Here is a 22,647-nt window from a genome sequence, read left to right as displayed (position 1 = left end):
CGCACATTACTCGACGTCACTCGACGTCGACGGGAGTGCCTCCGGTGATCGCCACCAACTCCTCGAACGTCGTCGGGAACACCGTCAGCGGGTGGCCGCCGGCCGCCCACACCACCTCGTGCTTGCTCAGCCAGTTGTCCACCAGGGTGCGGACCGGGGCCGGATGGCCGACCGGGGCCACCCCGCCGATCGGCTGACCGGTCGCGGCCCTGACGAACTCCGGCGTGGCCCGCCGCACCTCGGCGACGCCGGCCGTACGGGCGACGAGCTCGACGTCCACCCGGTGGGCGCCGCTGGTCAGGACCAGCAGCGGCGCGCCGTCGGCGTCGAAGATCAGGCTGTTGGCGATCGCCCCCACCTCGCAGCCGAGCTGGGCGGCGGCGGTCGCCGCGGTAGGGGCCTTCTCGGGCAGGACGACGATCTCTCCGGTGGCGCCCGCCGCGCGCAGGGCGGCCTCCACGACGACGGCGTTAGCCGGCAACTTCTCGGACATGAGGACACTCTAAACAGGTTGACCGGCTTATTACCTGTTCATGGCGGGTGGTGTAGGGTCCATCGATCCGGATAGTTCGTGATATGAGAGGTGGTACCGGTGGGGGCTCGACGGCTGCCCGGAATGGCTGCTCTGCTGACGGCTGGGGCCGTCGTACTCACGGGCTGCGGCGCGCAGGCGCACACCTCCGCCGCGACGACCGGCGTCACCGGCGTCACCGGCGCGCCGAGCACGGCCGGCACCTCCGGCGCGGCGGGGGCCAAGGCGGGCCCGGAGACAGCGCCCGCCGCAGCGCCCGTCACAGCGCCCGTCACGGCGCCGCGCAAGACGCTGAAGCTGGGCGCGAAGGGCACGTCCGTCGCCTGGCTGCAGCGGCGCCTGGCGGCTCTGGGCTACCTGCCCGGCAAGGCCGACGGCCGCTACGGCGGCGCCACCCTCGCCGCCGTCTGGGCCTTCCAGAAGGTCAACGGCATCACGCCGACCAGCACGATCGCCCGCAGGACGTGGGAGGCGCTGGAACGGCCGAGGACCCCGAAGGTGCTGGTGGGCAACGGCAAGCCGACCCGCGCCGAGGTCGACCTGACCAAGCAGGTCATGGTCCTGTACGTCGACGGCCAGGTGCGGCTCATCACCCACATCTCCTCCGGCAGCGGCGTCCCGTACTGCGAGACGACCACCTGGCAGGGCAAGGAGCAGCGCTTCTGCGGCTCGGCCCGCACGCCGACCGGCGACTTCCGCACGACGTGGCGGGCCAGCGGCTGGCACAAGTCGTACCTGGGGCAGCTCTACAACCCGATCTTCTTCAACGGCGGCATCGCCTTCCACGGCGCGCTGTCGGTGCCGCTCTCCCCGGCCTCGCACGGCTGCGTGCGCATGCCGATGAACGTCGCCGAGGTGCTGCCCGGCCTGCTCGGCAAGGGCGTGCCGGTGCATGTGAGAGGCGCGTTCAGGCGCGCATAACGTCCGCGTAACCGGATCCGGTGACGGCCGGGTTATCCGCTTCTTGCTGGACTTCCCCCGACTTGAGGGGGGATTCCATGACGACGACGTTCGCAGCTCGTGTTCCGGCTCCTGCCCCGTACGTGCGGCGCGGGGGCCGGTCGCGGTCGTGGTGGTTGCTGGCGATCGGGTGGGTGGCGCAGGTCGCGCTGCGGCTGTGGTTGTTCCGGCAGCACGCCGGGCCGGTGGCCAACCCGGACGAGACCGGATACCTGATCGCCGCCCGGTGGCTGGCCGGCGGGCCCGGGGCGGATCTGACCGGCTTCACCTTCTACCAGGGCGGCTACCCGCTGCTGCTGACGCCGGTGTTCTGGTTCACGCAGGACCCGGTGGTGGCCTACCGGCTGGTCGTCGGGGTGGGGTCGATGGCGGCGGCGGGGGCGTTCCCGCTGGCGTACCTGCTGCTGCGGCGGCTGGGGACGGGGCCGCGGGCGGCGATGGCGGCGGCGTTCGCGGGCGGGTTGTCGCCGTCGCTGCTGCTGTTCTCGGGGCTGGCGCTGGCCGACGCGGTCCTGCCCACCCTCGTCCTGGCCTGGCTGGTCGCGCTGCACGACCTCGTGGCCAGGGGGTCGGCCAGGGCGGGGGTGCTGGCGGGCGGGCTGGCGGGGTTCGCGATGGCGGTGCACCTGCGCGGGACCGTCGTCCTGGCGGTGACCCTCCTGGCGATGGCGGGGATGCTCGTCGCGGGCCGCCGGGACGCGGCGGGCAGGTTCTTCGCGCGCCGCAGGGGCGCGGCGGCCGGGCTGGTGGCCGCCGTGGTGACGGCGGGAGCCGCGACGGCGCTCAACCGGGTGTTGTCCGCGGCGCTGTACCCGGGCGGGGCGCGTGACCTGTCCGGCCTCCTGGCCGAGCGGGTGAGCGGGCTCGACGGGCAGGCTTGGGCGCTGGCGGGTGCGGCCGGGCAGCTCTGGTACCTGATCGCCGGGACCTGGGGGCTGGCCGGGGTCGGGCTCGCGGGCGCCGTCGCCGTCGTGGCCAGGCGGTCGGCGCCGGGGCCGCGGCGCGTGCTGGCGGCCGTCCTGCTGGCCACGACCCTGGGCATCGCCTACGCCTCCTCGGCCGCGCTCCCCGACGAGCACCGGATCGGCAACTACGCCTATGGCCGCTACCTGGCCTGCGTGGCGCTCGCCTGGACCCTGGCCGGGCTGCTCGTGCTGGCCAGGGCCGGCCGCGGGGCCGTCGTGCGGCACGCGCTCGCGGCGGCCGGGCTGCTCGCGGCGACCGGCGGCGTGGTGGTCTGGTACGCGGGGGACCGGCTCCAGCGGTACGCGTTCATCGCCTTCGACTTCCCCGAGGTGATCTTCCTCAGCCGGGTGCGGGACTCCTTCGACCTGGTCACCGCCTCCCTCGCGGCGCTCGCCCTGCTGGCGGGGCTGGCGGGCGCGGCCCTGCTGACGGCCCGCCGCGGATGGCCGGGGGTGCTGGCCGTGCTGGCGGCGGTCAACCTGGTCTTCGCCGCCGACCTGGCGCCGAAGTCCGCGCCCGCCGCAGGGCCCGACTGGCTGCCCGTGCTCACGGGCCCGGGACGGGTGGCCGTGGACCGGCGGGTGATGTGGAACATCCGGGCCGTCCTGGCCTACCGCGTCTCCTGGACCGAGGCCGAGCTCTACGACGGCAGGCCGCCGGCCGGCGCCTGCACCGCCGTCGTCCCGCCCGGCTCGGGGCCGGCGCCCGCGGGGTGGGCCGCGACCGGCGCGGGCGGCGCCCGCCAGGGCTGGACCACCTGGGTCAGCGACCGCTGCGCCGGCGGGTCAGCGCGGTGACGCCGTCCGGGCCGCGGTGTACGCACGGACCATGCCGACGGCCTGGGCCAGAGCCGCCACCAGCAGGAGCACGGCCGAGAAGTACTGGTACGGCGGGAGCGCGTCGGCGAAGGCCTGATGGTCGTAGAAACCGGCCAGCCTCGGCGCGGGGTTGTAGACGGCCGCCGCGAGCCCGAGCGCGTACGGCAGGATGAGCACGCCCGACGACACCAGCAGCGGGCCGCGACCCCGGGCCGCGCGGCGCAGCAGCAGGCCCACCACGGCGATCCCCGCCGCCGCGACGCCCGCCACCAGCGCGATGCCCCTGACGATCCACCACAGGTCCGAGCCCAGCGACGTCAGGCCGCCGGAGGTCATCGGGTCTGCCGGGTCGGGGCCCCGCGTCCCCGACGCCGTGCGCAGAGCCGCGTAGTTGACGGCCGCGTACGCCGCCGCCAGGACCGGCCCCGACAGCAGCAGGATGAGAGTGCCCGTCCGTCCCCGCACCGATCCCCCTCACGCGGCCGTTCCCGTAGGCGGCCCGCCGCCCGCGCCGACAGCCTGTCAGACGCGCGCCGTCACGCGCCACCCGCGGCGACCCCGGCAGAGCGGTCGGCGGAGGCGGGGCGGCGGGGGAGGCCGTGGAGGCCGTGCAGGGCGATGTCGGCGGCCCGGCGGGCGGCGTCGCGGGCCTGCTCCACCGGGAGGCCGTCGTTGAGGGTGGCCATCACGGCCAGCTTCACCGCGCCGATCAGCGCCCCCACGGCCGCCGCCGCCTCGACCCGGCCGAGCCGGCCGGGGTAGGCCGCCGACAGCGCCTCCGCCAGCCGGAGCTGGCTGTCGAACAGCAGGTGCAGGGCCCGCGCCTGGAGGGGCGGCTCGCGCATGATGAGCTCAAGGCGCAGCGCCGTCTGCTCCGACCAGGTGTCCTGGCCGTCGTCCGTGGTCGAGAACGCGTCCTCGATGAAGGCGCGCAGCAGGTCGGCGGGCGCCTGGCCGGGGGCGGGCGCGGACAGGAACGCCAGCGCGCGCTCGATCTGGTGCTCGGAGTCGTAGAAGAGCACGTCCTCCTTGCTGGCGAAGTAGCTGAAGAAGGTGCGGGTGGAGACCTCGGCGGCGGCGGCGATCTCCGCCAGCGTGGTCTCCTCGTAGCCCTTCTCGCCGAACAGCCGGAGCGCTCCCTCGATCAGCGCCCGGCGCGTGCGCTGCTTCTTGCGCTCCCGCAGTCCTACCATGACGGAACTCTACACCGATACACGAATTTCATGCATTGAAGTTTTGCATCGGTTGAGGTTTTCTAGGGAGTGAGCTCGGAAAGGAGCCAGCATGTCCGACCTGACCTTTCCCGTGACCCGCCGGCGGCCGTTCGATCCGCCCGAGGAAGCCACGGCCCTGCGACAACAGGGCGCCATGCATCGCCTCACCTTCGCCGACGGCCACCTCGGCTGGCTGGTCACCGGCTACTCGGCCGCCCGCGCGATCCTGGCCGACCCCCGCTTCAGCAACCGTCCGGAGCGGTTGCACCCCATCGTGCCCACCCGGGCGCAGCTCGTGCAGGAACTGCCGCCCGGGTTCTTCCTGCGCATGGACGCGCCCGAGCACACGCGCTACCGCAAGCTGCTCATGGGGCAGTTCACCGTGCGGCGGATGAAGGCGCTCGAACCCAGGATCGAGGAGATCACCCACTCCTGCCTCGACGCCATGCAGGCCGCCGGGCCGCCCGCAGACCTGGTGCAGTCCTTCGCGCTGCCGATCCCGTCGCTGGTGATCTGCGAGCTGCTCGGGGTGCCGTACGAGGACCGCGCGGTGTTCCAGGAGGAGACCAAGATCCTGGTCAACCTGGAGACCAAGGCCGACGACGCCCTGGCCGCGTTCACCAGGATCGGGGCGTACCTGTCGGAGCTGATCGGTCGCAAGCGGGCCGAACCGGCCGACGACCTGCTCAGCGGGCTCGTCGAGGATCTCAACCACGAGGAGCTGACCGGGGTCGCGTTCCTGCTCCTGCTGGCCGGGCACGAGACGACCGCCAACATGCTGGGGCTGGGCACGTACGCGCTGCTCACCAACCCCGGCCAGCTCGCCGCCATGCGCGACGACCCCTCGGTGGTGGACAACGGCGTGGAGGAGCTGCTGCGCTACCTCACGATCATCCACATCGGCCCGGTGCGCAGCGCCCTGGAGGACGTCGAGATCGAGGGCCACCTGGTCAGGGCGGGCGAGTCGGTCGCCTTCCACCTGCCCACCGTGAACCGCGACCCCTCCCGCTTCCAGGACGCCGACCGCCTCGACGTCCGCCGGCCGGTCGGCGGGCATCTGACGTTCGGCCACGGCATCCACCAGTGCCTCGGGCAGCAGCTCGCCCGGGCCGAGATGCGCATCGCGTACCCGGCGCTGCTGCGGCGCCTGCCTGGCCTACGCTTGGCCGTAACGCCTGAGGAGGTGCCGATGCGCTCGGACATGAGCGTCTATGGAGTGCACCGCCTCCCTGTCACTTGGTAGGTCACGATGAAGATCACAGCGGATACGACGGTGTGCATCGGGGCGGGCATGTGCGCCCTGACGGTGCCGGAGGTGTTCGACCAGAGTGAGGACGAGGGCACGGTGGTGCTGCTGCGCGAGGTGCCCGAGGAAGGGCAGGAGGAGGCCGTGCGGCGCGCGGTGTCCCTGTGCCCGTCGGGGGCCATCTCCGTCTCCTGAGCCGCCGTCCCGTCCGATCCGGCCGTCCCGCCGCCGCCACCGCCCCCGGTGGCGGCGGCTTCGTGCGCTCCGGGCGCCCTCGCGGGTGGCGATCCTCATGCCCGAACGGAGGGACGTCACGGGACGGATCGATCGTTTCGCCCCATGGTCATCGAACCTGTGTTCGTGGAACAGGTTGACACCGAGCGTGATCGAAATTATGTTCGACCTAGTGGCGGTGAGGCTCGCGGCTCAACGTCACCCAAGGGCCTGGCCGCGGCCGTTCGCTTCCCCAAGCGATTTCCGCGGCCAGGCTCCACGGGCGAAGGGCGCGTCCTCGTCGTCGGCGGAGACGAGTGGGCGTGTCCTGGCCGGACGGGGAGAGGGGAAGCTCCTCGTCCGGCCGGCCCGGCGGAAATGTCGGTGGCGTCTGAGAGTGTTGGCCTCACCGGTGGAGACGCCGGCCGCCGCCCACGACTCCAAGGAGGCGCGCAAGATGGCACCACGGCCTAGAGAAACGCCCGGGCCTCGGCTGTCGCCTGCGGTTCGGGCACACTTGACCGATTCACGTTCCTGCCTGGCGGAGGCGACCGCCGCCCGCACCCCGGCATCCCGATACGTGGCCGCCCACCTGGCGGCTCTTCGTGCGGCCGCGGCGATCCTGGCCGCCCGTCCCCGTCCCATGGAAGGTCGCCGGCGGCGGCTGCGCAGCGCGTGGGAGCTGCTGCCCGAGGCCGAGCCGCACCTGGCCGAGTGGGCCGCCTACTTCTCCGTGAGCGCCGCCAAGCGCGCGGCCGCGGAGGCCGGCGTGGTCCGTGGCATCAGCGCGGCCGACGCCAGTGAGATCCTGGCCGAGGCCGAGACGTTCGTCTCGACGGTGGAAGACCTGCTCGGCGTTCCCGCCCAGCCCCAGCTTCCGGTGGACGTGCCGCTGGCGGGCTGACCCCGCCGCCCGGCTCTCCAGGCGACGCCGCCGCGCGGAAGAGCGCGGGTGGCGGGGTCCAACAAAGCCGATGAACGTGAGCAAGGCGGCTGTTGCTGACACGCGTGCCCGAAGGAGGCCGGTCAGCCCTCGGTGGTCCCCGCTGTCCCTCTGATAAGCCGGAGGGTCTTCTCTCGTCCGCGCCCGGCCTCTCGGAGCGCGTGAGGGCCTCACGAATCGGTTTTTGTGGATTCGGGGCCCTTTGTCGCGTTCGCCGAATAATTGAAAGTTCATTTTCGTGGCGGTACGACGGAGGGCCCGCCAGGGGAATTGGCGGGCCCTTCGGGGGTGAAGCGGTGGGTGCTAGAAGGACTCGACGGCCCGGCGCGCCTCGGCGTCGAGCACGCCCCAGCTGATGAGCTCCTCGGTCAACTCGCTCGGCGACTTGTCATAGATCACAGCCAACGAACGCAGGTCCTCCTGGCGGATCGACAGGACCTTGCCGTTGTAGTCGCCACGCTGGCTCTGAATGGTGGCGGCGTAACGGGCAAGCGCTCCGGCCTTCTCCTTCGGCAGTGTCGCCAGGCGCTCCAGGTCGATCACAAGCTTGGGAGTGGGCCCGAGCGGGCTCGGCGCGGCGCCTCCGGGCAGCAGCTCGGAGACGGGCACCCCGTAGAAGTCGGCAAGCTCGGCAAGTTTCTGCACCGTGACAGCTCGGTCGCCACGCTCGTAAGAGCCCACGACCACGGCTTTCCACCTGCCGCGCGACTTCTCTTCGACTCCATGCAGGGACAGCCCCTGCTGGGTGCGGATGGCGCGAAGTCGTGCACCCAGCGACTTTGCGTACTCAGACGGCATCGTGTGGCCCCCCGGCTCTCGTATGTATCGCTCTTAGTAGATTGTGCTCCCTTGCGGCATATGCCCCAGCCACCGGGGGGTACGGTGCCAGGCTCGGCACCATCGGTAGCCGTGGCCCTGGGTTTACCCCAGAACGCCGCGCGGTGTGGTTACGCACAGTGACGGTAAAGGGGTGGGAGCCTAAGGTCAAGCTGATTGGAAAAAAGATGCCGAATCCGGTCCGGGAGGGAACGCAACAAACGCCCCTCTTGTACCGGTGGCAACACTACTTCGTCATAGTTTGACGAGTGAAATCGAGCGTCAGGTCTCGCGGGTCAGAATCATGACCGGGCAGGTCGCGGCCTGGACGATCTTGATGGACGTGTCGCCCAGGAAGACCCGGCGCAGCGGCCCGGCGTCGCTGGAGGCGCACACGAGCAGCTCGCCCGGCAGCCACGTGGTCGTCCCGAGCGCCTGGGCCACGTTCCGGCCCTCCAGGAGCTCCACCTCGACCTGAAGCCGGCGCCGCTGCCCCCGCGCCGCCGCGCGCAGGTCCGCGGCGGCCTGGTCGCGCAGCCGTACGAGCATGTCCTCCTCGACCTGGACGCGGCGGCCGGTCCTGACCACCAGGGTGACCAGCCGCAGCGGGATGTCCAGGGTGACCGCGGCCTTGGCCGCGCCCCGGACGGCGGCGTCGGCGCCGGGCCCGCGGCGGTAGGCGACGGTGATGCGCTCGAACGCGGCCGGGGGGTCGTCGCCGTAGCCGCGCGGGGCCAGCAGCACGGGCACCGGCGAGGAGTGCAGGAGCTGGTCGGCGGTGCTGCCGACGGTGATGCGGGACCGGGTGCCGCCCGGCGCCGAGCCGATGACCACGACGTCGGCGCCGCGCCTGCGGGCCACCTCCACCAGGCCGCGCCCGCTGCCCTTGTTGGTGTGACGCACGTACTCGGCCTGGTCGCCGGCCAGCTCGCGGGCCTGCGCGAGGGCGGTCTCGGCCTGCTCGCGCAGGTAGGAGCGCCAGGCGCCCTCGTCGGCGCGGGCGGGGCCCGGCGTGGTCGTCACGGGCGGCTGGACGGTCGCGACCGTCAGGCTGCCCCCGGTCTGCCGGGTCAGCACGACGGCCAGCGCGAGCCCGTCCGCGCCGCGCGGCTCGGCGATGTACCCGGCCAGGACCTTGTCGAACTTCATGTCACCGCACCTCGGCATTCAGCCGTGAATGCCCGTAGCCGTACAGGAAATAGCAGATCAGGCCGACCAGCATCCACAGGCCGAAGGCGGCCCACGTGACGCCGGCCAGCCCGGCCATCACGATGACGCAGAAGATCGCGCCGAGCACCGGGGTGAGGGGGAAGAGCGGCGTACGGAAGCTGCGCGGCAGCTCCGGGCTGCGGTAGCGCAGGACCAGCACGCCGAGGTTGACGATGAGGAAGGCGAACAGCGTGCCGATGCTGGTGGCCTCGGCGAGCTGGCCGAGCGGCACCAGCCCGGCCAGGACCGAGATGAACAGGGCCACGATCAGGGTGTTGGCGACCGGCACCTGGTGGCGCGGGTTCACCCGCTGGAAGATGCGGGGGATGAGCCCGTCGCGGGACATCGCGAACAGGATGCGGGTCTGGCCGTAGATGACCGTGAGTACGACGCTGGCGATGGCGATCACCGCGCCGAAGGAGACGATCACCCCCGGCCAGGTGGCGCCGGTGGCCTGGTCGACGATCTGCGACAGGCTCGCCTCGGTGCTCTCCGGGTCGAACTCGGTCCACGGCTTGGCCCCGATGGCGGCCACGGCGACCAGGACGTACACGGCGGTGACGATGAGCAGGGACAGCAGGATGGCCAGGGGCAGGTCGCGCTTGGGATTCCTGGCCTCCTCGCCCGCGGTGGAGGCGGCGTCGAAGCCGATGTAGGAGAAGAACACCTGCGAGGCGGCCGCCGTGATCCCGGCCACCCCGAGCGGCGCGAACGGGGTGAAGTTCCCCGACTGGAACGCCGTGAACGCCACCACGCAGAAGAACACCAGCACCGCGATCTTGATCAGCACGAACACCGCGTTGGCCGTGGCCGACTCCGAGGCCCCGTAGAGCAGCAGCCAGGTGGCCAGGAGCACGATGAGGATCGCGGTGACGTTGACCACGCCGCCGTCCTGGCCGGGGGAGCGGGTGATCGCCTCGGGCAGCGTCCAGCCGAACAGGCTGCGCAGGAAGGCGTTGAGGTACTCGCCCCAGCCCACGGCCACGGCCGCGACGGACACGGCGTACTCCAGCATGAGGCACCAGCCGCACACCCACGCCACCAGCTCGCCCAGCGTCGCGTACGCGTAGGAGTAGGACGACCCGGACACCGGGATCGTCCCGGCCAGCTCGGCGTACGACAGGGCCGAGAACAGCGCCGTGACCGCCGCCAGCACGAACGCCAGCACCACCGCCGGACCCGCCTTGGGCACCGCCTGGCCCAGGATGACGAAGATGCCGGTGCCCAGCGTGGCGCCCACGCTGAACAGCGTGAGCTGCCACAACGTCATCGTGCGCCGCAGCTCGCCGCCCTCGCCCTGCCCGCCCTCGGCCACGATGCGCTCGGTCGGCTTGGTGCGCAGCAGCCGTGCGGCCAGTGTCACGTCGGTCTCCTAGAGGGTGCTCGTCAACGGCCACATCCCGTTGGGCGTGACAATCGTGCCCGCGGAACCGGCGAGTATGTCCTGCGCCTCGTCCAGCCTGCCGATGGCGGCCATGTCGCCGGTCGTCTCGACGAACCGGCACACCGCCTCGACCTTCGGTCCCATCGACCCGGCCGGGAAGCGCAGGCCGCGCAGCTCGTGCGGGGTGGTGCAGGCGATCTCGCTCTGGTCGGGGGTGCCGAAGCCGCGGTACACCCGCGGGACGTCGGTCAGGATGAGGAAGGCGTCGCACTCCAGCGCCTCGGCCAGCATCGAGGCGGTCAGATCCTTGTCGATGACGGCCTCGACGCCGGCCAGCCGGCCGCGGGCGTCCCGCACGACCGGGATGCCGCCGCCGCCCGCGCAGACCACCACGACGCCCTCGCGGACCATCCTGCGGATCAGCCGGGTCTCCACGATGCGCTGCGGGGTGGGGGAGGGGACGACGCGGCGCCAGTGGTCGCCGTCCTGCTTGACCGTCCAGCCGTACTCGGCGGCCAGTTTGCGGGCCTCGTCCTCCTCGTAGATCTGGCCGACGAACTTGGTGGGGTCGTCGAAGGCCGGGTCGACGGCGCTGACCAGGGTCTGGGTGACCATGGCGAGCACCTGCCGGCCGGGCAGGGCGTTCTGCAGCGCCTGCTGCATCCAGTAGCCGAGCATGCCCTGGGTCTGCGCGCCGAGCGTGTCGAAGGGGTAGGGCCGGCTCAGGTTCGGGTCCGCGGCGCTCTCCAGCGCCAGCATGCCGACCTGGGGGCCGTTCCCGTGGGTGATGACCAGCTCGTGCTCGCCGGCCAGCTGCGCCAGCGTCCTGACGGCGGTGGCGATGTTGTCCCTCTGCACGTCGGCGTCCGGCTTCTGGCCGCGCTTGAGCACCGCGTTGCCGCCGAGTGCGACGATGACCCGCATTCAGTCCCCCAGGGTTGCGACCATGACCGCTTTGATGGTGTGCAGCCGGTTCTCGGCCTCGTCGAAGACGATGGAGCGCGGCGACTCGAAGACCTCGTCGGTCACCTCCAGGGCCTCCAGGCCGGTCCTGGCGTGGATGTCGGCGCCGACGCCGGTCTCCCGGTTGTGGAAGGCCGGCAGGCAGTGCATGAACTTCACGTCCGGATTGCCGGTGGCCCGGACGACGTCGTCGTTCACCTGGTACGGCAGCAGCAGCTCGATCCGCTCGTCCCACACCTCCTTCGGCTCGCCCATCGAGACCCACACGTCGGTGTAGAGGAAGTCGGCGCCCCTGACGCCCTCGGCCACGTCCTCGGTGATGGTGATCCGGGCGCCGGTGGACCTGGCCAGCTCCTCGGCAGGCCGCACCGCGAGGTCCCGGTCGGGCCGCAGCGCCGCCGGGGTGACCAGCCGGATGTCCAGGCCGAGCAGCGCGCCGGTGACCAGCAGCGAATGGCCGGTGTTGTTGCGCGCGTCCCCCAGGTAGGCGAGGGACACCTCGCGCAGCGGCTTGTCGCTGTGCTCCTGGACGGTGAGCATGTCGGCCAGCATCTGCGTGGGGTGCCACTCGTCGGTCAGGCCGTTCCACACCGGCACGCCGGACAGCGCCGCCAGGTCCTCGACGTAGGACTGCTTGCTGCCCCGGTACTCGATGCCGTCGAACATACGGCCCAGCACCCGCGCGGTGTCCCTGACCGACTCCTTGTGCCCGATGTGCGAGCCGGCCGGGTCCAGGTAGGTGACGTGCGCGCCCTGGTCGTGGGCGGCCACCTCGAACGCGCAGCGGGTGCGGGTGGAGGTCTTCTCGAAGATGAGCGCGATGTTCTTGCCCTTGAGCCGCTGCCGTTCGATCCCGGCGTACTTGGCGGCCTTCAGCTCCGCCGACAGGTGCAGCAGGAAGCCGAACTCCTCCGGAGTGAAGTCCAGTTCCTTGAGGAAACTGCGGTTGCGCAGGTTGAACGCCATGTCGCCCCTTCCCTGAAGCCGCCCGGGCGCCGTCCGGGTGCCGGCCGGATGTCCGCTAGATGCCGTCGCGCTCCAGCGGGCAGCTCATGCACCGCGGGCCGCCGCGCCCTCTGCCGAGCTCGCTGCCCCGGATGGTGATGACCTCGATGCCGTTGTCGCGCAGGTGGTTGTTCGTGGTGGTGTTGCGCTCGTAGGCGATGACGACGCCGGGCTCGACGGCCAGGCCGTTGCAGCCGTCGTCCCACTGCTCGCGTTCGGCGGCGTACACGTCCTGGTGGGGGGTCAGGACGGTGATGTCGTCCATGTCGAGGGCGCGGGCGATGGCCTTGTGCATGTCCTGGGGCGGGTGGTCGGTGACCCGCAGCTCCTTGGAGGTCTCGCCCGGCTCGATGGTGTACGCCGGCAACATCCCGAGCCCGGCGTACTTGGTGAACACCCCGATGTCGAGCATGGTCATGACCGTGTCGAGATGCATGAACGCGCGCGCCTTCGGCATGTCCAGCGCCACGATCCGGGTCGCTGACCCGGCCGCGAACAGCCGCTGGGCCAGCATCTCGACCGCCTGCGGCTGGGTGCGCTCGCTCATCCCGACCAGCACCGCGCCGCGCCCGATGACCAGCACGTCGCCGCCCTCCAGGGTCGCCGGGGCCATCGCGTGGCCGGGCAGCCAGCAGTGGAAGCCGCCGTCGTAGGGCCGGTCGAAGCCGGCGGCGAACATCGGGTGGAACCGGTAGACGGCCTCCAGGTTGACCGTCTCGCGCATGCGGGCCTTCTTGCGCATCGCGTTGATCGACACGCCGTCGTAGATCCAGCAGGAGGTGTCGCGGGTGAACAGGTGGTTGGGCAGCGGCGGCAGGACGAAGTCGTCGTCGGCGGTGGTGTGGAAGGCCACCGACTTGGGGTCGCAGCCCATCGCGACCAGCTCGCGCTTGGTGATGCCGCCGGTCAGGTGCATCTGCAGGGTGCCGGCGTCCATGCCGTCGAGGGTGTTGCGGATGTCGTCGATGGCGGTCGGGCCGAGCCAGCGTTCGTCGATGACCGCGTCCAGGATGTGCTTGCGGGCCTCGGGGATGTCCACCACGTCGCGCAGGAGGTCGGCCAGCATGTGGACGACGATGCCGCGCCCGCGCAGCACCCGCTCGAACTCCTCGTGCTCCTCCACCGCGCGCTGCACCCACAGCACGTCGTCGAACAGGAAGGCGTCCTTGTTGCTGGGCGTCAGCCGCTTGAGGGCCAGCTCCGGCTTGTGCAGCAGGACCTGGCGCAGTCGGCCGACCTCTGAATCGACATGAAAGGTCATTTTTCAGATATCCCCTCAGGGCGCCGGACATCACGCGGGCCGTACTCGCCGTGTCTGGCCTTCAGCCAGACGTAGACGGGCACGCCGACCAACATCATCAGCGTCCCGCCGAGCACGGCGGGGGGCCCGGAGCCGTACGCCATCCAGAACGAGAACAGCAGCGCGAGCACCGCGACGGCCAGGTCGCGGGCCAGCCGCCCGCGGTCGATCCGCCGCTCCCGGGTGACCAGCCAGAACAGCTGCGCGGCGGCCGAGAAGAAGTAGGGGATGACCGTGGTGAAGGAGGCCAGCAGCACGATCGTGTCGAAGGCGTTGGCGGAGGCGTAGCCCACCAGCAGCATGAGCGAGGTCAGGACGGTCCCGGCCAGGATGCCCGTCAGGGGCGCGCCGCGGCGGGTGACCACGGAGAAGGCGGGCGGGAACATGCCGTCCTTGGCGGCGGCCAGCGGCATCTCGGCGACCAGCAGGGTCCACCCGTTCAGCGCGCCGATGCCCGAGACGACGGCGCAAGCCGCCATGAGCAGCCCGCCGCCGGTGCCGCCGAACATGTGGTCCAGCGCCGCGGCGAAGGGCGCGGTGGACCCGACGAGCTCGTCCTGCGGCACGGTGCCCATCACGGCGACCGTGCTGAGGATGTACATGACGGCGCACGCCAGCACGCCGATGACGCTGGCCCGGCCGATCGTGCGGACCGGGTCCCTGACCCGGTCGGCCGCGATGGCGGCGCTCTCCACGCCCGAGTAGATGAACAGCGTGACCGCCCCCGCCAGGGAGACGGCCGAGACCCAGCTGCCGCCGCTGGCGTTGAACTGCGGGTAGTTGTCCTGGTGCACGAAGAACAGGCCCACGATGGCCACGAACAGCAGCGGCGCGAACTTCAGGACCGTGGTGACCACCTGGAAGGCGGCCGCGTTGCGCACCCCGGCCAGGTTCACCACGGCCGGGATCCACAGCCCGGTCAGGCCGATGAGGATCGCGCCGAGCGTGCTGCCCCAGTTGAGCCCGAACAGGCCCTGGGCCAGGTACTGGACGTAACCCACCCACGCCACGGCGATGGCCGCGTTGCCGATCCACGCGGTCAGCCAGAACGACCAGGCGATCCAGAACCCGGCGAACTCCCCGAACGCCTCGCGGGCGTAGGCGTAGGGGCCGCCCGCCGCCGGGGTGCGCCCGCCCAGGCGGCCGAAGACGATCGCCATCGCGATGGCGCCCGCGGTGACCAGGACCATGGAGACCAGGCTCACCGTGCCGAACGCGGCCAGCGAGGCCGGCAGCAGGAAGATGCCGGTGCCCACGACGTTCCCCATGACCAGCGCGACGGCCGCGCCGAGGCCGAGGCCGCCGGCGGCCGCCGGGCGCCTGCCGCGCGCCGCCGTGGTCACGCCTTCCGAGGGCGGACGTGGTTCCCCCATGCGTGCCCCCCGCGCGAGTCCCCAGGAAGAGCCGCCGCCGAGCGCGTACGGCCCTCGGGGACGTGCCCTACGCGAAGGACGCCGACACGGGAGGTTGCGGGGGTTTTACCTGATCACGGCGTGCGGCAGGGGGTCGGGTGAACCGGTCAGCAGCAGCACGACGGCGAACACCGCCAGGCACAGCGCCATCAGCGCCAGCGGCCAGGCCAGCGACGCCGGAGCGCCGTGCCGGGACATGGCCGCGTACAGCTCGGGGTCCTCGGCCCTGACCTGCCGGGCGATGGCCTTGAGCACCGACCGCTCGCGTGCCGACAGCGCCATGTGAAACCTCCCCCGAGAAGACTTAGAGCAGGTTTTATACCGGTATGTCGGTAATTGCCAAATTCGCCCGGCTGACCGGGCCGAACGGCCGGCCGGGACGCCCGCCACACCCGGACGGCAGGGCGGGGCGCTCACGTTCTACCAGGTAGCCCCTGGTACTGTGTGTCCCGACCAACACCCTTTTAAGACCCGTCCCGTGAGGCGGGAAAGGTGGTGAGATCCCTCCATGTCCGATTCCAGGGCCGTGCTAGAAGGCCCGGACATCCACCGGGCGCTGACCCGAATCGCGCACGAGATCCTCGAACGCACCAAGGGCGCCGGTGACGTCGTCCTCCTCGGCATCCCGACCCGCGGCGCCACGCTCGCCCGCCGGCTCGGCGACCGCGTCGAGCAGTTCGAAGGGCTCAAGATCCCCGTCGGCTCGATCGACATCACCATGTACCGCGACGACCTGCGCCGCGGCCCCGTCCGCCCGCTGGGGCGCACCGAGCTGCCGCCCGACGGCATCGACGGCAAGGTGGTCGTCCTCGTCGACGACGTGCTCTACTCCGGCCGCACCGTCCGCGCCGCGCTCGACGCGCTCAACGACCTCGGCCGCCCGACCGCCGTGCAGCTCGCCACGCTGGTCGACCGCGGCCACCGCGAGCTGCCCATCCGCGCCGACTACGTGGGCAAGAACCTGCCCACCGCCAAGAGCGAGAAGGTCAAGGTCTACCTCTCCGAGATCGACGGCCGCGACGCCGTCCTGCTCATGAAGGAGGACGACAGGTGAACCGGCACCTCATCTCGGCGGGCGACCTCACCAAGGACGACGCGCTGCTCATCCTCGACACCGCCGAGGAGCTGGCCAGGGTCTCGGAACGATCCATCAAGAAGCTGCCCACGCTGCGCGGCCGCACGGTGGTCAACCTGTTCTTCGAGGACTCCACCCGCACCAGGATCTCCTTCGAGGCGGCGGCCAAGCGGCTGTCGGCCGACGTCATCAACTTCTCGGCCAAGGGGTCGAGCGTCTCCAAGGGCGAGTCGCTCAAGGACACCGCGCTCACCCTGGAGGCCATGGGCGCCGACGCCGTCGTCATCCGCCACGGCTCCTCCGGCGCGCCGCACCGGCTGGCCGGCTGGGTGCGCGGCAGCGTCGTCAACGCCGGCGACGGCACCCACGAGCACCCCACGCAGGCGCTGCTCGACGCCTTCTCGATGCGCCGCCGCCTCGGCGGGCTCGAAGGCCGCCGGGTCACCATCGTCGGCGACGTGCTGCACAGCCGGGTCGCCCGCTCCAACGTGCTGCTGCTCAACACGCTCGGCGCCGAGGTCACCCTGGTCGCGCCGCCCACGCTGCTGCCCGTCTCGGTCGGCACCTGGCCGTGCGAGGTGTCCTACGACTTCGACGCCGTGCTGCCCAAGTCCGACGCGGTCATGATGCTGCGGGTGCAGAAGGAGCGGATGAACGCCGCCTACTTCCCCAGCGAGCGCGAGTACTCCCGCCGCTACGGCCTCGACCGCGACCGCTTCGCCAAGATGCCGGACGAGGCCATCGTCATGCACCCCGGGCCGATGAACCGGGGCATGGAGATCGCCGCCGAGGTGGCCGACTCGCCGCGCTCCACCATCGTGGAGCAGGTCGCCAACGGCGTGACCATCCGCATGGCCGTCCTGTACCTGCTGCTCGGGGGAGAGATCCAGTGATCATCAAGAACGTGCGGATCCTCGGCGGGGAGCCGGTGGACCTGCGGATCGCCGACGGGCGCATCGCCGAGATCGGCGCCGGCCTCGACGCCGGCCCCGGCGGCGAGACCGTCGACGGCGGCGGCGCGATCGCGCTGCCCGGCCTGGTCGACCTGCACACCCACCTGCGCGAGCCCGGCCGCGAGGACGCCGAGACCGTCCAGACCGGCACCCAGTCCGCGGCCCGCGGCGGCTACACCGCCGTGCACGCCATGGCCAACACCTCGCCCGTCGCCGACACCGCCGGCGTGGTGGAGCAGGTGTGGCGGCTCGGCCGCGAGTTCGGCCACTGCGACGTGCAGCCGGTCGGCGCGGTGACCGTCGGCCTGGAGGGCAGGCAGCTCGCCGAGCTCGGCGCGATGGCCGACTCGGCGGCCCGGGTCCGGGTCTTCTCCGACGACGGCAAGTGCGTCAGCGACGCCGTGCTGATGCGCCGCGCCCTGGAGTACGTCAAGGCGTTCGACGGCGTCGTCGCCCAGCACGCCCAGGAGCCCAGGCTCACCGAGGGCGCCCAGATGAACGAGGGCGTCGTCTCCGGCAGGCTCGGCCTGACCGGCTGGCCGGCCGTGGCCGAGGAGGCGGTCATCGCCCGCGACTGCCTGCTGGCCGCGCACGTCGGCTCCCGCCTGCACGTCTGCCACGTCTCCACCGCCGGCTCGGTCGAGATCATCCGCTGGGCCAAGTCCAAGGGCTGGAACATCACCGCCGAGGTCACCCCTCACCACCTGCTCCTCACCGACGACCTCGTCGAGGAGTCCCCGGTCGGCGCCTACAACCCGATCTACAAGGTCAACCCGCCGCTGCGCACGCACGCCGACGTCCAGGCGCTGCGCGCCGCGCTGGCCGACGGCACGATCGACGTCGTCGCCACCGACCACGCCCCGCACCCGGTCGAGGACAAGGAGACCGAGTGGCCGGCCGCGGCCATGGGCATGATCGGCCTGGAGACCGCGCTGAGCGTCGTCCAGGAGGCCATGGTCGAGACGGGGCTGCTCGACTGGGCCGGGGTCGCCGAGCGCATGTCGATCACCCCCGCCCGCATCGGCCGCCTGTCCGGCCACGGCCGTCCGCTGGAGCCGGGCGCGCCGGCCAACATCACGCTGTACGACCCGTCGGCCCGCACCGAGGTGGACCCCTCCGCCTACGCCTCCAAGAGCAGGAACACCCCGTACGAGGGGATGACGTTGCCCGGCCGGGTGGTGGCCACGTTCCTGCGCGGCACGCCGACCGTTCTCGAAGGGAAGCTGGTTTGAACACCGCGGTGCTCGTCCTGGAAGACGGCCGCGTCTTCCACGGAACTCCTTACGGCGCCGAAGGCGAGACGTTCGGCGAGATGGTCTTCAACACCGGCATGACCGGCTACCAGGAGACCCTCACCGACCCCTCCTACCACCGGCAGATCGTCGCCATGACGGCCCCGCACATCGGCAACACCGGCGTCAACGACGAAGACCCCGAGTCGGGCCGCGTCTGGGTCGCCGGGTACGTCGTGCGCGAGCCGTCCAGGATCGTCTCCAACTGGCGGGCCGACCGCTCGCTCGACGACTACCTCAAGCAGCAGGGCGTCGTCGGCATCGCCATCACCGGCACCCGCGCCCTGACCCGCCACCTGCGCGAGCGCGGCGCGATGCGGGCCGGCATCTTCTCGGCCCCCTCCGCGACGGTCGAGGAGCTCGTCGAGCGGGTGCGGCGCGCGCCCGCCATGGAGGGCGCCGACCTGGCCGCCGAGGTGGCCACGGCCGAGCCCTACGTCGTGCCCGCCGTCGGCGGGAGGCGCTTCACGGTCGCCGCCGTCGACCTCGGCATCAAGGGCATGACCCCGCAGCGCATGGCCGAGCGCGGCTGCGAGGTGCACGTGCTGCCCGCCACGGCCACGTACGAGCAGATCATGGCGGTCGAGCCCGACGGCGTGTTCTTCTCCAACGGCCCTGGCGACCCCGCCACCGCCGACGTGTCGGCGCTGCGCAGCGTCCTTGAGGCCGGGGTGCCGTTCTTCGGCATCTGCTTCGGCAACCAGCTGTTCGGCCGGGCGCTCGGGCTGTCCACGTACAAGCTGCGCTACGGCCACCGCGGCGTCAACCAGCCGGTCCAGGACGTGCGCACGGGCAAGGTCGAGATCTCGGCCCACAACCACGGGTTCGCCGTCGAGGCGCCGATCGGCGAGCCGTTCGAGACCCCCTACGGCCCGGCCGAGGTCAGCCACGTCAACCTCAACGACCGGTGCGTGGAGGGCCTGCGCCTGCTCGACGGGCGCGCCTTCAGCGTCCAGTACCACCCCGAGGCCGCCGCGGGTCCGCACGACGCCGCTTATCTCTTCGACGAGTTCTGTGAGGTCATGAGCCGTGCCCAAGCGTGAGGACATCCGGTCGGTCCTGGTGATCGGCTCCGGCCCGATCGTGATCGGCCAGGCGTGCGAGTTCGACTACTCCGGCACGCAGGCCTGCCGCGTGCTGCGGGCCGAGGGCTTCCGCGTCATCCTGGTCAACAGCAACCCGGCCACGATCATGACGGACCCCGAGTTCGCCGACGCCACGTACGTCGAGCCGATCACCCCCGAGTACGTCGAGAAGATCATCGCCAAGGAGCGCCCCGACGCGCTGCTGCCCACCCTGGGCGGCCAGACCGCGCTGAACACCGCGGTCGCGCTGCACGAGTCGGGCGTGCTGGAGAAGTACGAGGTCGAGCTGATCGGCGCCGACTTCGACGCGATCCAGGCGGGCGAGAACCGCGAGAAGTTCAAGGAGATCGTCGCCAAGGTCGCCCGCGAGCACGGGCTCAACGCCGAGTCGGCCAAGTCGGTCATCTGCCACACGATGGAGGACTGCCTGGCCGCCGCCGGCGAGCTGGGCTACCCGCTGGTCGTACGGCCCAGCTTCACCATGGGGGGCGTCGGCTCCGGCTTCGCCTACGGCGAGGACGACCTGCGCCGCATCGCCGGCGCCGGCCTCGACGCCTCGCCGACCACCGAGGTGCTCCTGGAGGAGTCCATCCTCGGCTGGAAGGAGTACGAGCTGGAGGTCATGCGCGACAAGGCGGACAACGTCGTCATCGTGTGCTCCATCGAGAACATCGACCCGATGGGCGTGCACACCGGCGACAGCGTCACCGTCGCGCCCGCGCTGACCCTGACCGACCGCGAGTACCAGAACATGCGCGACGTGGCGATCGCGGTCATCCGCGAGGTCGGCGTGGACACCGGCGGCTGCAACATCCAGTTCGCCGTCGACCCGCGCACCGGGCGCATGATCGTCATCGAGATGAACCCGCGCGTCTCCCGCTCCAGCGCCCTGGCCTCCAAGGCCACCGGCTTCCCGATCGCCAAGATCGCCGCCAAGCTGGCCATCGGCTACACCCTCGACGAGATCCCCAACGACATCACCAAGGAGACCCCGGCCTCCTTCGAGCCGACCCTCGACTACATCGTGGTCAAGGTGCCGCGCTTCGCCTTCGAGAAGTTCCGCGGCGCCGACCGCACGCTGACCACGCACATGAAGTCGGTCGGCGAGGCCATGGCCATCGGCCGTTCCTTCACCGAGGCGCTGCAGAAGGCGCTGCGCTCGCTGGAGAAGAAGGACTCCGCCTTCACCTGGGCGGGGCCCGTCCAGGACAAGGACGAGCTGCTGGCGGCCTGCCGCACCCCGCACGACGGGCGGCTGCGCACGATGCAGCAGGCCGTGCGCGCGGGCGCGACCGCGGCCGAGCTGTTCGAGGCCACCAGCGTCGACCCCTGGTTCCTCGACCAGCTCCTGCTGCTGGAGGAGGAGGCCCAGGAGATCGCCGCCGCGCCCGAGCTCACCGCCGCCGCGCTGACCCGCGCCAAGCACCACGGCTTCTCCGACGCGCAGATCGCCGAGATCCGCGGCGTCGAGGAGGCCCACGTGCGCGGCCTGCGCCACGCGCTCGGCGTGCGGCCGGTCTACAACACCGTCGACACCTGCGCCGCCGAGTTCGCCGCCAGGACGCCGTACCTGTACTCCACCTACGACGAGGAGACCGAGGTCCCCTCCGGCGAGCGGGAGAAGGTCATCATCCTCGGCTCCGGCCCCAACCGCATCGGGCAGGGCATCGAGTTCGACTACGCGTGCGTGCACGCCTCCTTCGAGCTGTCGCGGGCCGGGTTCGAGACCGTCATGGTCAACTGCAACCCCGAGACCGTCTCGACCGACTACGACACCTCCGACCGGCTCTACTTCGAGCCGCTCACCCTGGAGGACGTCCTGGAGGTCGTGCATGCCGAGCAGCAGACCGGCCCGGTCGTGGGCGTGATCGTGCAGCTCGGCGGCCAGACGCCGCTCGGCCTGGCGCAGGCGCTGAAGGACGCGGGCGTGCCCGTGGTCGGCACCTCGCCCGAGTCGATCCACCTGGCCGAGGAGCGCGGCGCGTTCGGGCGGGTGCTGGCCGAGGCCGGGCTGCCCGCGCCCAAGCACGGCACCGCGCTGACGGTGCCCGAGGCGCTGGAGATCGCCGGGGAGATCGGCTACCCGGTGCTCGTCCGGCCCTCGTATGTGCTCGGCGGGGCCGGCATGGCCATCGTCTACGACGACGAGACGCTGACGACGTACATGGCGGCCCAGGAGGGCGGCCACCCGGTCCTGGTGGACAAGTTCCTCGACGAGGCCATCGAGATCGACGTCGACGCGCTCTACGACGGCCAGGAGCTGTTCCTCGGCGGCGTCATGGAGCACATCGAGGAGGCCGGCATCCACTCCGGCGACTCGGCCTGCGCGCTGCCGCCGCTCACGCTCGGCAGCCACGACGTCAAGCGCATCCGCGCCGCCACCGAGGCCATCGCCGCGGGGGTGGGCGTGCGCGGGCTGCTGAACGTCCAGTACGCCATGTCAGCCGGCGTCCTGTACGTCCTGGAGGCCAACCCGCGGGCCAGCCGTACCGTGCCGTTCGTGTCCAAGGCGACGGCCACGCCGCTGGCCAAGGCGGCGGCCCGGGTGATGCTCGGCTCCTCGATCGCCTCGCTGCGCGCGGAGGGCATGCTGCCGGCCACCGGCGACGGCGGCACGCTGCCGCTGGAGGCGTCCATCGCGGTCAAGGAGGCCGTGCTGCCCTTCAACCGCTTCCGGGGCGTCGACACCGTGCTCGGGCCCGAGATGCGCTCCACGGGCGAGGTCATGGGCATCGACGCGTTCTTCGGCGTGGCGTTCGCCAAGTCCCAGGCCGGGGCCTACGGCGAACTTCCGACCAAGGGACGCGCGTTCGTGTCCGTGGCCAACAGGGACAAGCGTGCGATGATCTTCCCTGTGAAGGCACTGGCCGACCTCGGCTTCGAGATCCTCGCCACCGAGGGCACGGCCGAGGTGCTGCGCCGCAACGGTGTCCATGCCAAGATCGTGCGAAAGCACAGCGAGGGGACCGGGCCCGGAGGTGAGCCTACGAGCGTGCAGGCGATTCTCGACGGCGAGGTGGACCTGATCGTCAACACGCCGTTCGGCAGCCCCGGTCAGTCCGGGCCGCGCCTGGACGGCTACGAGATCCGCACCGCGGCGGTGCTGCGCGGCATCCCGTGCATCACCACCGTCGCGGGGCTGGCCGCGGCGGCGGCCGGGATCCAGGCGATCGTCCGCGGCGACGTCGGCGTGCGGTCACTCCAGGAGCACGCACAGGCACTACGCGGCTGACCCGCGCGGGAGGTGAAGACGACTGGCCG

At 71.6% G+C, this 22,647-nt stretch carries 21 protein-coding genes; 10 read left to right on the top strand and 11 right to left on the bottom strand.

The window, feature by feature from the left end:
• Nucleotides 1–16: 16 nt before the first annotated feature.
• Nucleotides 17–493: a YbaK/EbsC family protein gene (locus ACFYYW_RS11600; protein ID WP_352328950.1), complete on the bottom strand. Its 477-nt coding sequence runs from the start codon at nt 491–493 to the stop codon at nt 17–19.
• Between the two features lie 123 nt (nt 494–616).
• Between ACFYYW_RS11600 and ACFYYW_RS11595 the strand changes: the two genes are divergently transcribed.
• Both ACFYYW_RS11595 and ACFYYW_RS11590 read left to right on the top strand, forming a co-directional pair.
• Nucleotides 617–1,453 (top strand): L,D-transpeptidase family protein, encoded by an 837-nt coding sequence (locus ACFYYW_RS11595; protein ID WP_387647503.1) that lies wholly within the window; start codon nt 617–619, stop codon nt 1,451–1,453.
• A gap of 77 nt (nt 1,454–1,530) precedes the next feature.
• On the top strand, nt 1,531–3,255 hold the full coding sequence (locus tag ACFYYW_RS11590) for a hypothetical protein (protein ID WP_387647501.1): 1,725 nt from the start codon (nt 1,531–1,533) through the stop codon (nt 3,253–3,255).
• Here ACFYYW_RS11590 and ACFYYW_RS11585 read toward each other — a convergent pair.
• Both ACFYYW_RS11585 and ACFYYW_RS11580 read right to left on the bottom strand, forming a co-directional pair.
• Complete coding sequence (locus ACFYYW_RS11585; RefSeq protein WP_387647498.1) at nt 3,244–3,741, bottom strand: hypothetical protein; 498 nt, start codon at nt 3,739–3,741, stop codon at nt 3,244–3,246. The two genes, ACFYYW_RS11590 and ACFYYW_RS11585, sit on opposite strands and share 12 nt — an antisense overlap.
• Nucleotides 3,742–3,812: 71 nt before the next feature.
• Entirely contained in the window at nt 3,813–4,469 is a 657-nt protein-coding gene (locus tag ACFYYW_RS11580) for a TetR/AcrR family transcriptional regulator (protein ID WP_387647496.1), read from the bottom strand.
• 91 nt (nt 4,470–4,560) lie between these two features.
• Here ACFYYW_RS11580 and ACFYYW_RS11575 point away from each other — a divergent pair, with 91 nt between their 5' ends.
• The 3 genes from ACFYYW_RS11575 (at nt 4,561) to ACFYYW_RS11565 (ending at nt 6,853) form a co-directional block, all read left to right on the top strand.
• On the top strand, nt 4,561–5,733 hold the full coding sequence (locus ACFYYW_RS11575) for a cytochrome P450 (RefSeq protein ID WP_387647493.1): 1,173 nt from the start codon (nt 4,561–4,563) through the stop codon (nt 5,731–5,733).
• 6 nt (nt 5,734–5,739) lie between these two features.
• A complete protein-coding gene (locus tag ACFYYW_RS11570; RefSeq protein WP_357705325.1) occupies nt 5,740–5,931 on the top strand; it encodes a (4Fe-4S)-binding protein in 192 nt (63 codons plus the stop codon).
• Nucleotides 5,932–6,466: 535 nt separating this feature from the next.
• Nucleotides 6,467–6,853, top strand: a complete 387-nt coding sequence (locus ACFYYW_RS11565; RefSeq protein WP_352322609.1) for an SAV_6107 family HEPN domain-containing protein — start codon at nt 6,467–6,469, stop codon at nt 6,851–6,853.
• Nucleotides 6,854–7,195: 342 nt separating this feature from the next.
• Here the strand turns inward: ACFYYW_RS11565 and ACFYYW_RS11560 are convergent, their stop codons facing one another.
• From ACFYYW_RS11560 to ACFYYW_RS11525, 8 genes are all read right to left on the bottom strand, one after another.
• On the bottom strand, nt 7,196–7,690 hold the full coding sequence (locus ACFYYW_RS11560) for a transcriptional regulator (protein WP_026214021.1): 495 nt from the start codon (nt 7,688–7,690) through the stop codon (nt 7,196–7,198).
• Nucleotides 7,691–7,990: 300 nt separating this feature from the next.
• Complete coding sequence (locus ACFYYW_RS11555) at nt 7,991–8,857, bottom strand: universal stress protein (RefSeq protein WP_364411727.1); 867 nt, start codon at nt 8,855–8,857, stop codon at nt 7,991–7,993.
• Nucleotide 8,858: 1 nt separating this feature from the next.
• The gene (locus ACFYYW_RS11550) at nt 8,859–10,280 is read right to left on the bottom strand and encodes an amino acid permease (protein WP_387647489.1); all 1,422 of its coding nucleotides are present in this window, start codon (nt 10,278–10,280) and stop codon (nt 8,859–8,861) included.
• Between the two features lie 9 nt (nt 10,281–10,289).
• Nucleotides 10,290–11,225, bottom strand: coding sequence for a carbamate kinase (arcC, locus tag ACFYYW_RS11545; RefSeq protein WP_352322606.1), 936 nt, complete (start codon nt 11,223–11,225; stop codon nt 10,290–10,292).
• Nucleotides 11,226–12,230, bottom strand: a complete 1,005-nt coding sequence (gene argF / locus ACFYYW_RS11540) for an ornithine carbamoyltransferase (RefSeq protein WP_364331553.1) — start codon at nt 12,228–12,230, stop codon at nt 11,226–11,228.
• Nucleotides 12,231–12,285: 55 nt separating this feature from the next.
• Nucleotides 12,286–13,530, bottom strand: a complete 1,245-nt coding sequence (locus ACFYYW_RS11535; protein WP_387647485.1) for an arginine deiminase — start codon at nt 13,528–13,530, stop codon at nt 12,286–12,288.
• Nucleotides 13,527–14,942 (bottom strand): amino acid permease, encoded by a 1,416-nt coding sequence (locus tag ACFYYW_RS11530; protein WP_387647483.1) that lies wholly within the window; start codon nt 14,940–14,942, stop codon nt 13,527–13,529. Before ACFYYW_RS11530 ends, ACFYYW_RS11535 begins: the two co-directional genes overlap by 4 nt.
• A gap of 105 nt (nt 14,943–15,047) precedes the next feature.
• Nucleotides 15,048–15,263 carry a DUF3040 domain-containing protein gene (locus ACFYYW_RS11525; RefSeq protein WP_387647480.1) on the bottom strand — a complete coding sequence of 72 codons (216 nt, stop codon included), beginning with the start codon at nt 15,261–15,263 and terminating at the stop codon, nt 15,048–15,050.
• Between the two features lie 226 nt (nt 15,264–15,489).
• Between ACFYYW_RS11525 and pyrR the strand changes: the two genes are divergently transcribed.
• The 5 genes from pyrR to carB are packed head-to-tail and all read left to right on the top strand — an operon-like array spanning nt 15,490 to nt 22,618.
• The gene (gene pyrR / locus ACFYYW_RS11520) at nt 15,490–16,035 is read left to right on the top strand and encodes a bifunctional pyr operon transcriptional regulator/uracil phosphoribosyltransferase PyrR (RefSeq protein WP_352322601.1); all 546 of its coding nucleotides are present in this window, start codon (nt 15,490–15,492) and stop codon (nt 16,033–16,035) included.
• Nucleotides 16,032–16,949: an aspartate carbamoyltransferase catalytic subunit gene (locus ACFYYW_RS11515; protein ID WP_352322600.1), complete on the top strand. Its 918-nt coding sequence runs from the start codon at nt 16,032–16,034 to the stop codon at nt 16,947–16,949. Before pyrR ends, ACFYYW_RS11515 begins: the two co-directional genes overlap by 4 nt.
• Nucleotides 16,946–18,241, top strand: a complete 1,296-nt coding sequence (locus tag ACFYYW_RS11510; RefSeq protein ID WP_352353187.1) for a dihydroorotase — start codon at nt 16,946–16,948, stop codon at nt 18,239–18,241. Before ACFYYW_RS11515 ends, ACFYYW_RS11510 begins: the two co-directional genes overlap by 4 nt.
• The gene (gene carA / locus ACFYYW_RS11505) at nt 18,238–19,344 is read left to right on the top strand and encodes a glutamine-hydrolyzing carbamoyl-phosphate synthase small subunit (RefSeq protein WP_387647476.1); all 1,107 of its coding nucleotides are present in this window, start codon (nt 18,238–18,240) and stop codon (nt 19,342–19,344) included. Before ACFYYW_RS11510 ends, carA begins: the two co-directional genes overlap by 4 nt.
• The gene (gene carB, locus ACFYYW_RS11500; protein WP_352322597.1) at nt 19,331–22,618 is read left to right on the top strand and encodes a carbamoyl-phosphate synthase large subunit; all 3,288 of its coding nucleotides are present in this window, start codon (nt 19,331–19,333) and stop codon (nt 22,616–22,618) included. The genes carA and carB overlap by 14 nt, the downstream gene beginning before the upstream one ends.
• The last annotated feature ends 29 nt before the right edge of the window (nt 22,619–22,647 follow it).

Origin of the sequence: Nonomuraea sp. NPDC001831, from assembly GCF_042892035.1 — a bacterium.
Classification (GTDB): Bacteria; Actinomycetota; Actinomycetes; order Streptosporangiales; family Streptosporangiaceae; genus Nonomuraea.
The sequence above is the reverse complement of the archived record's forward strand: the minus strand, read 5'-3'. Positions and strand labels throughout refer to the sequence as shown.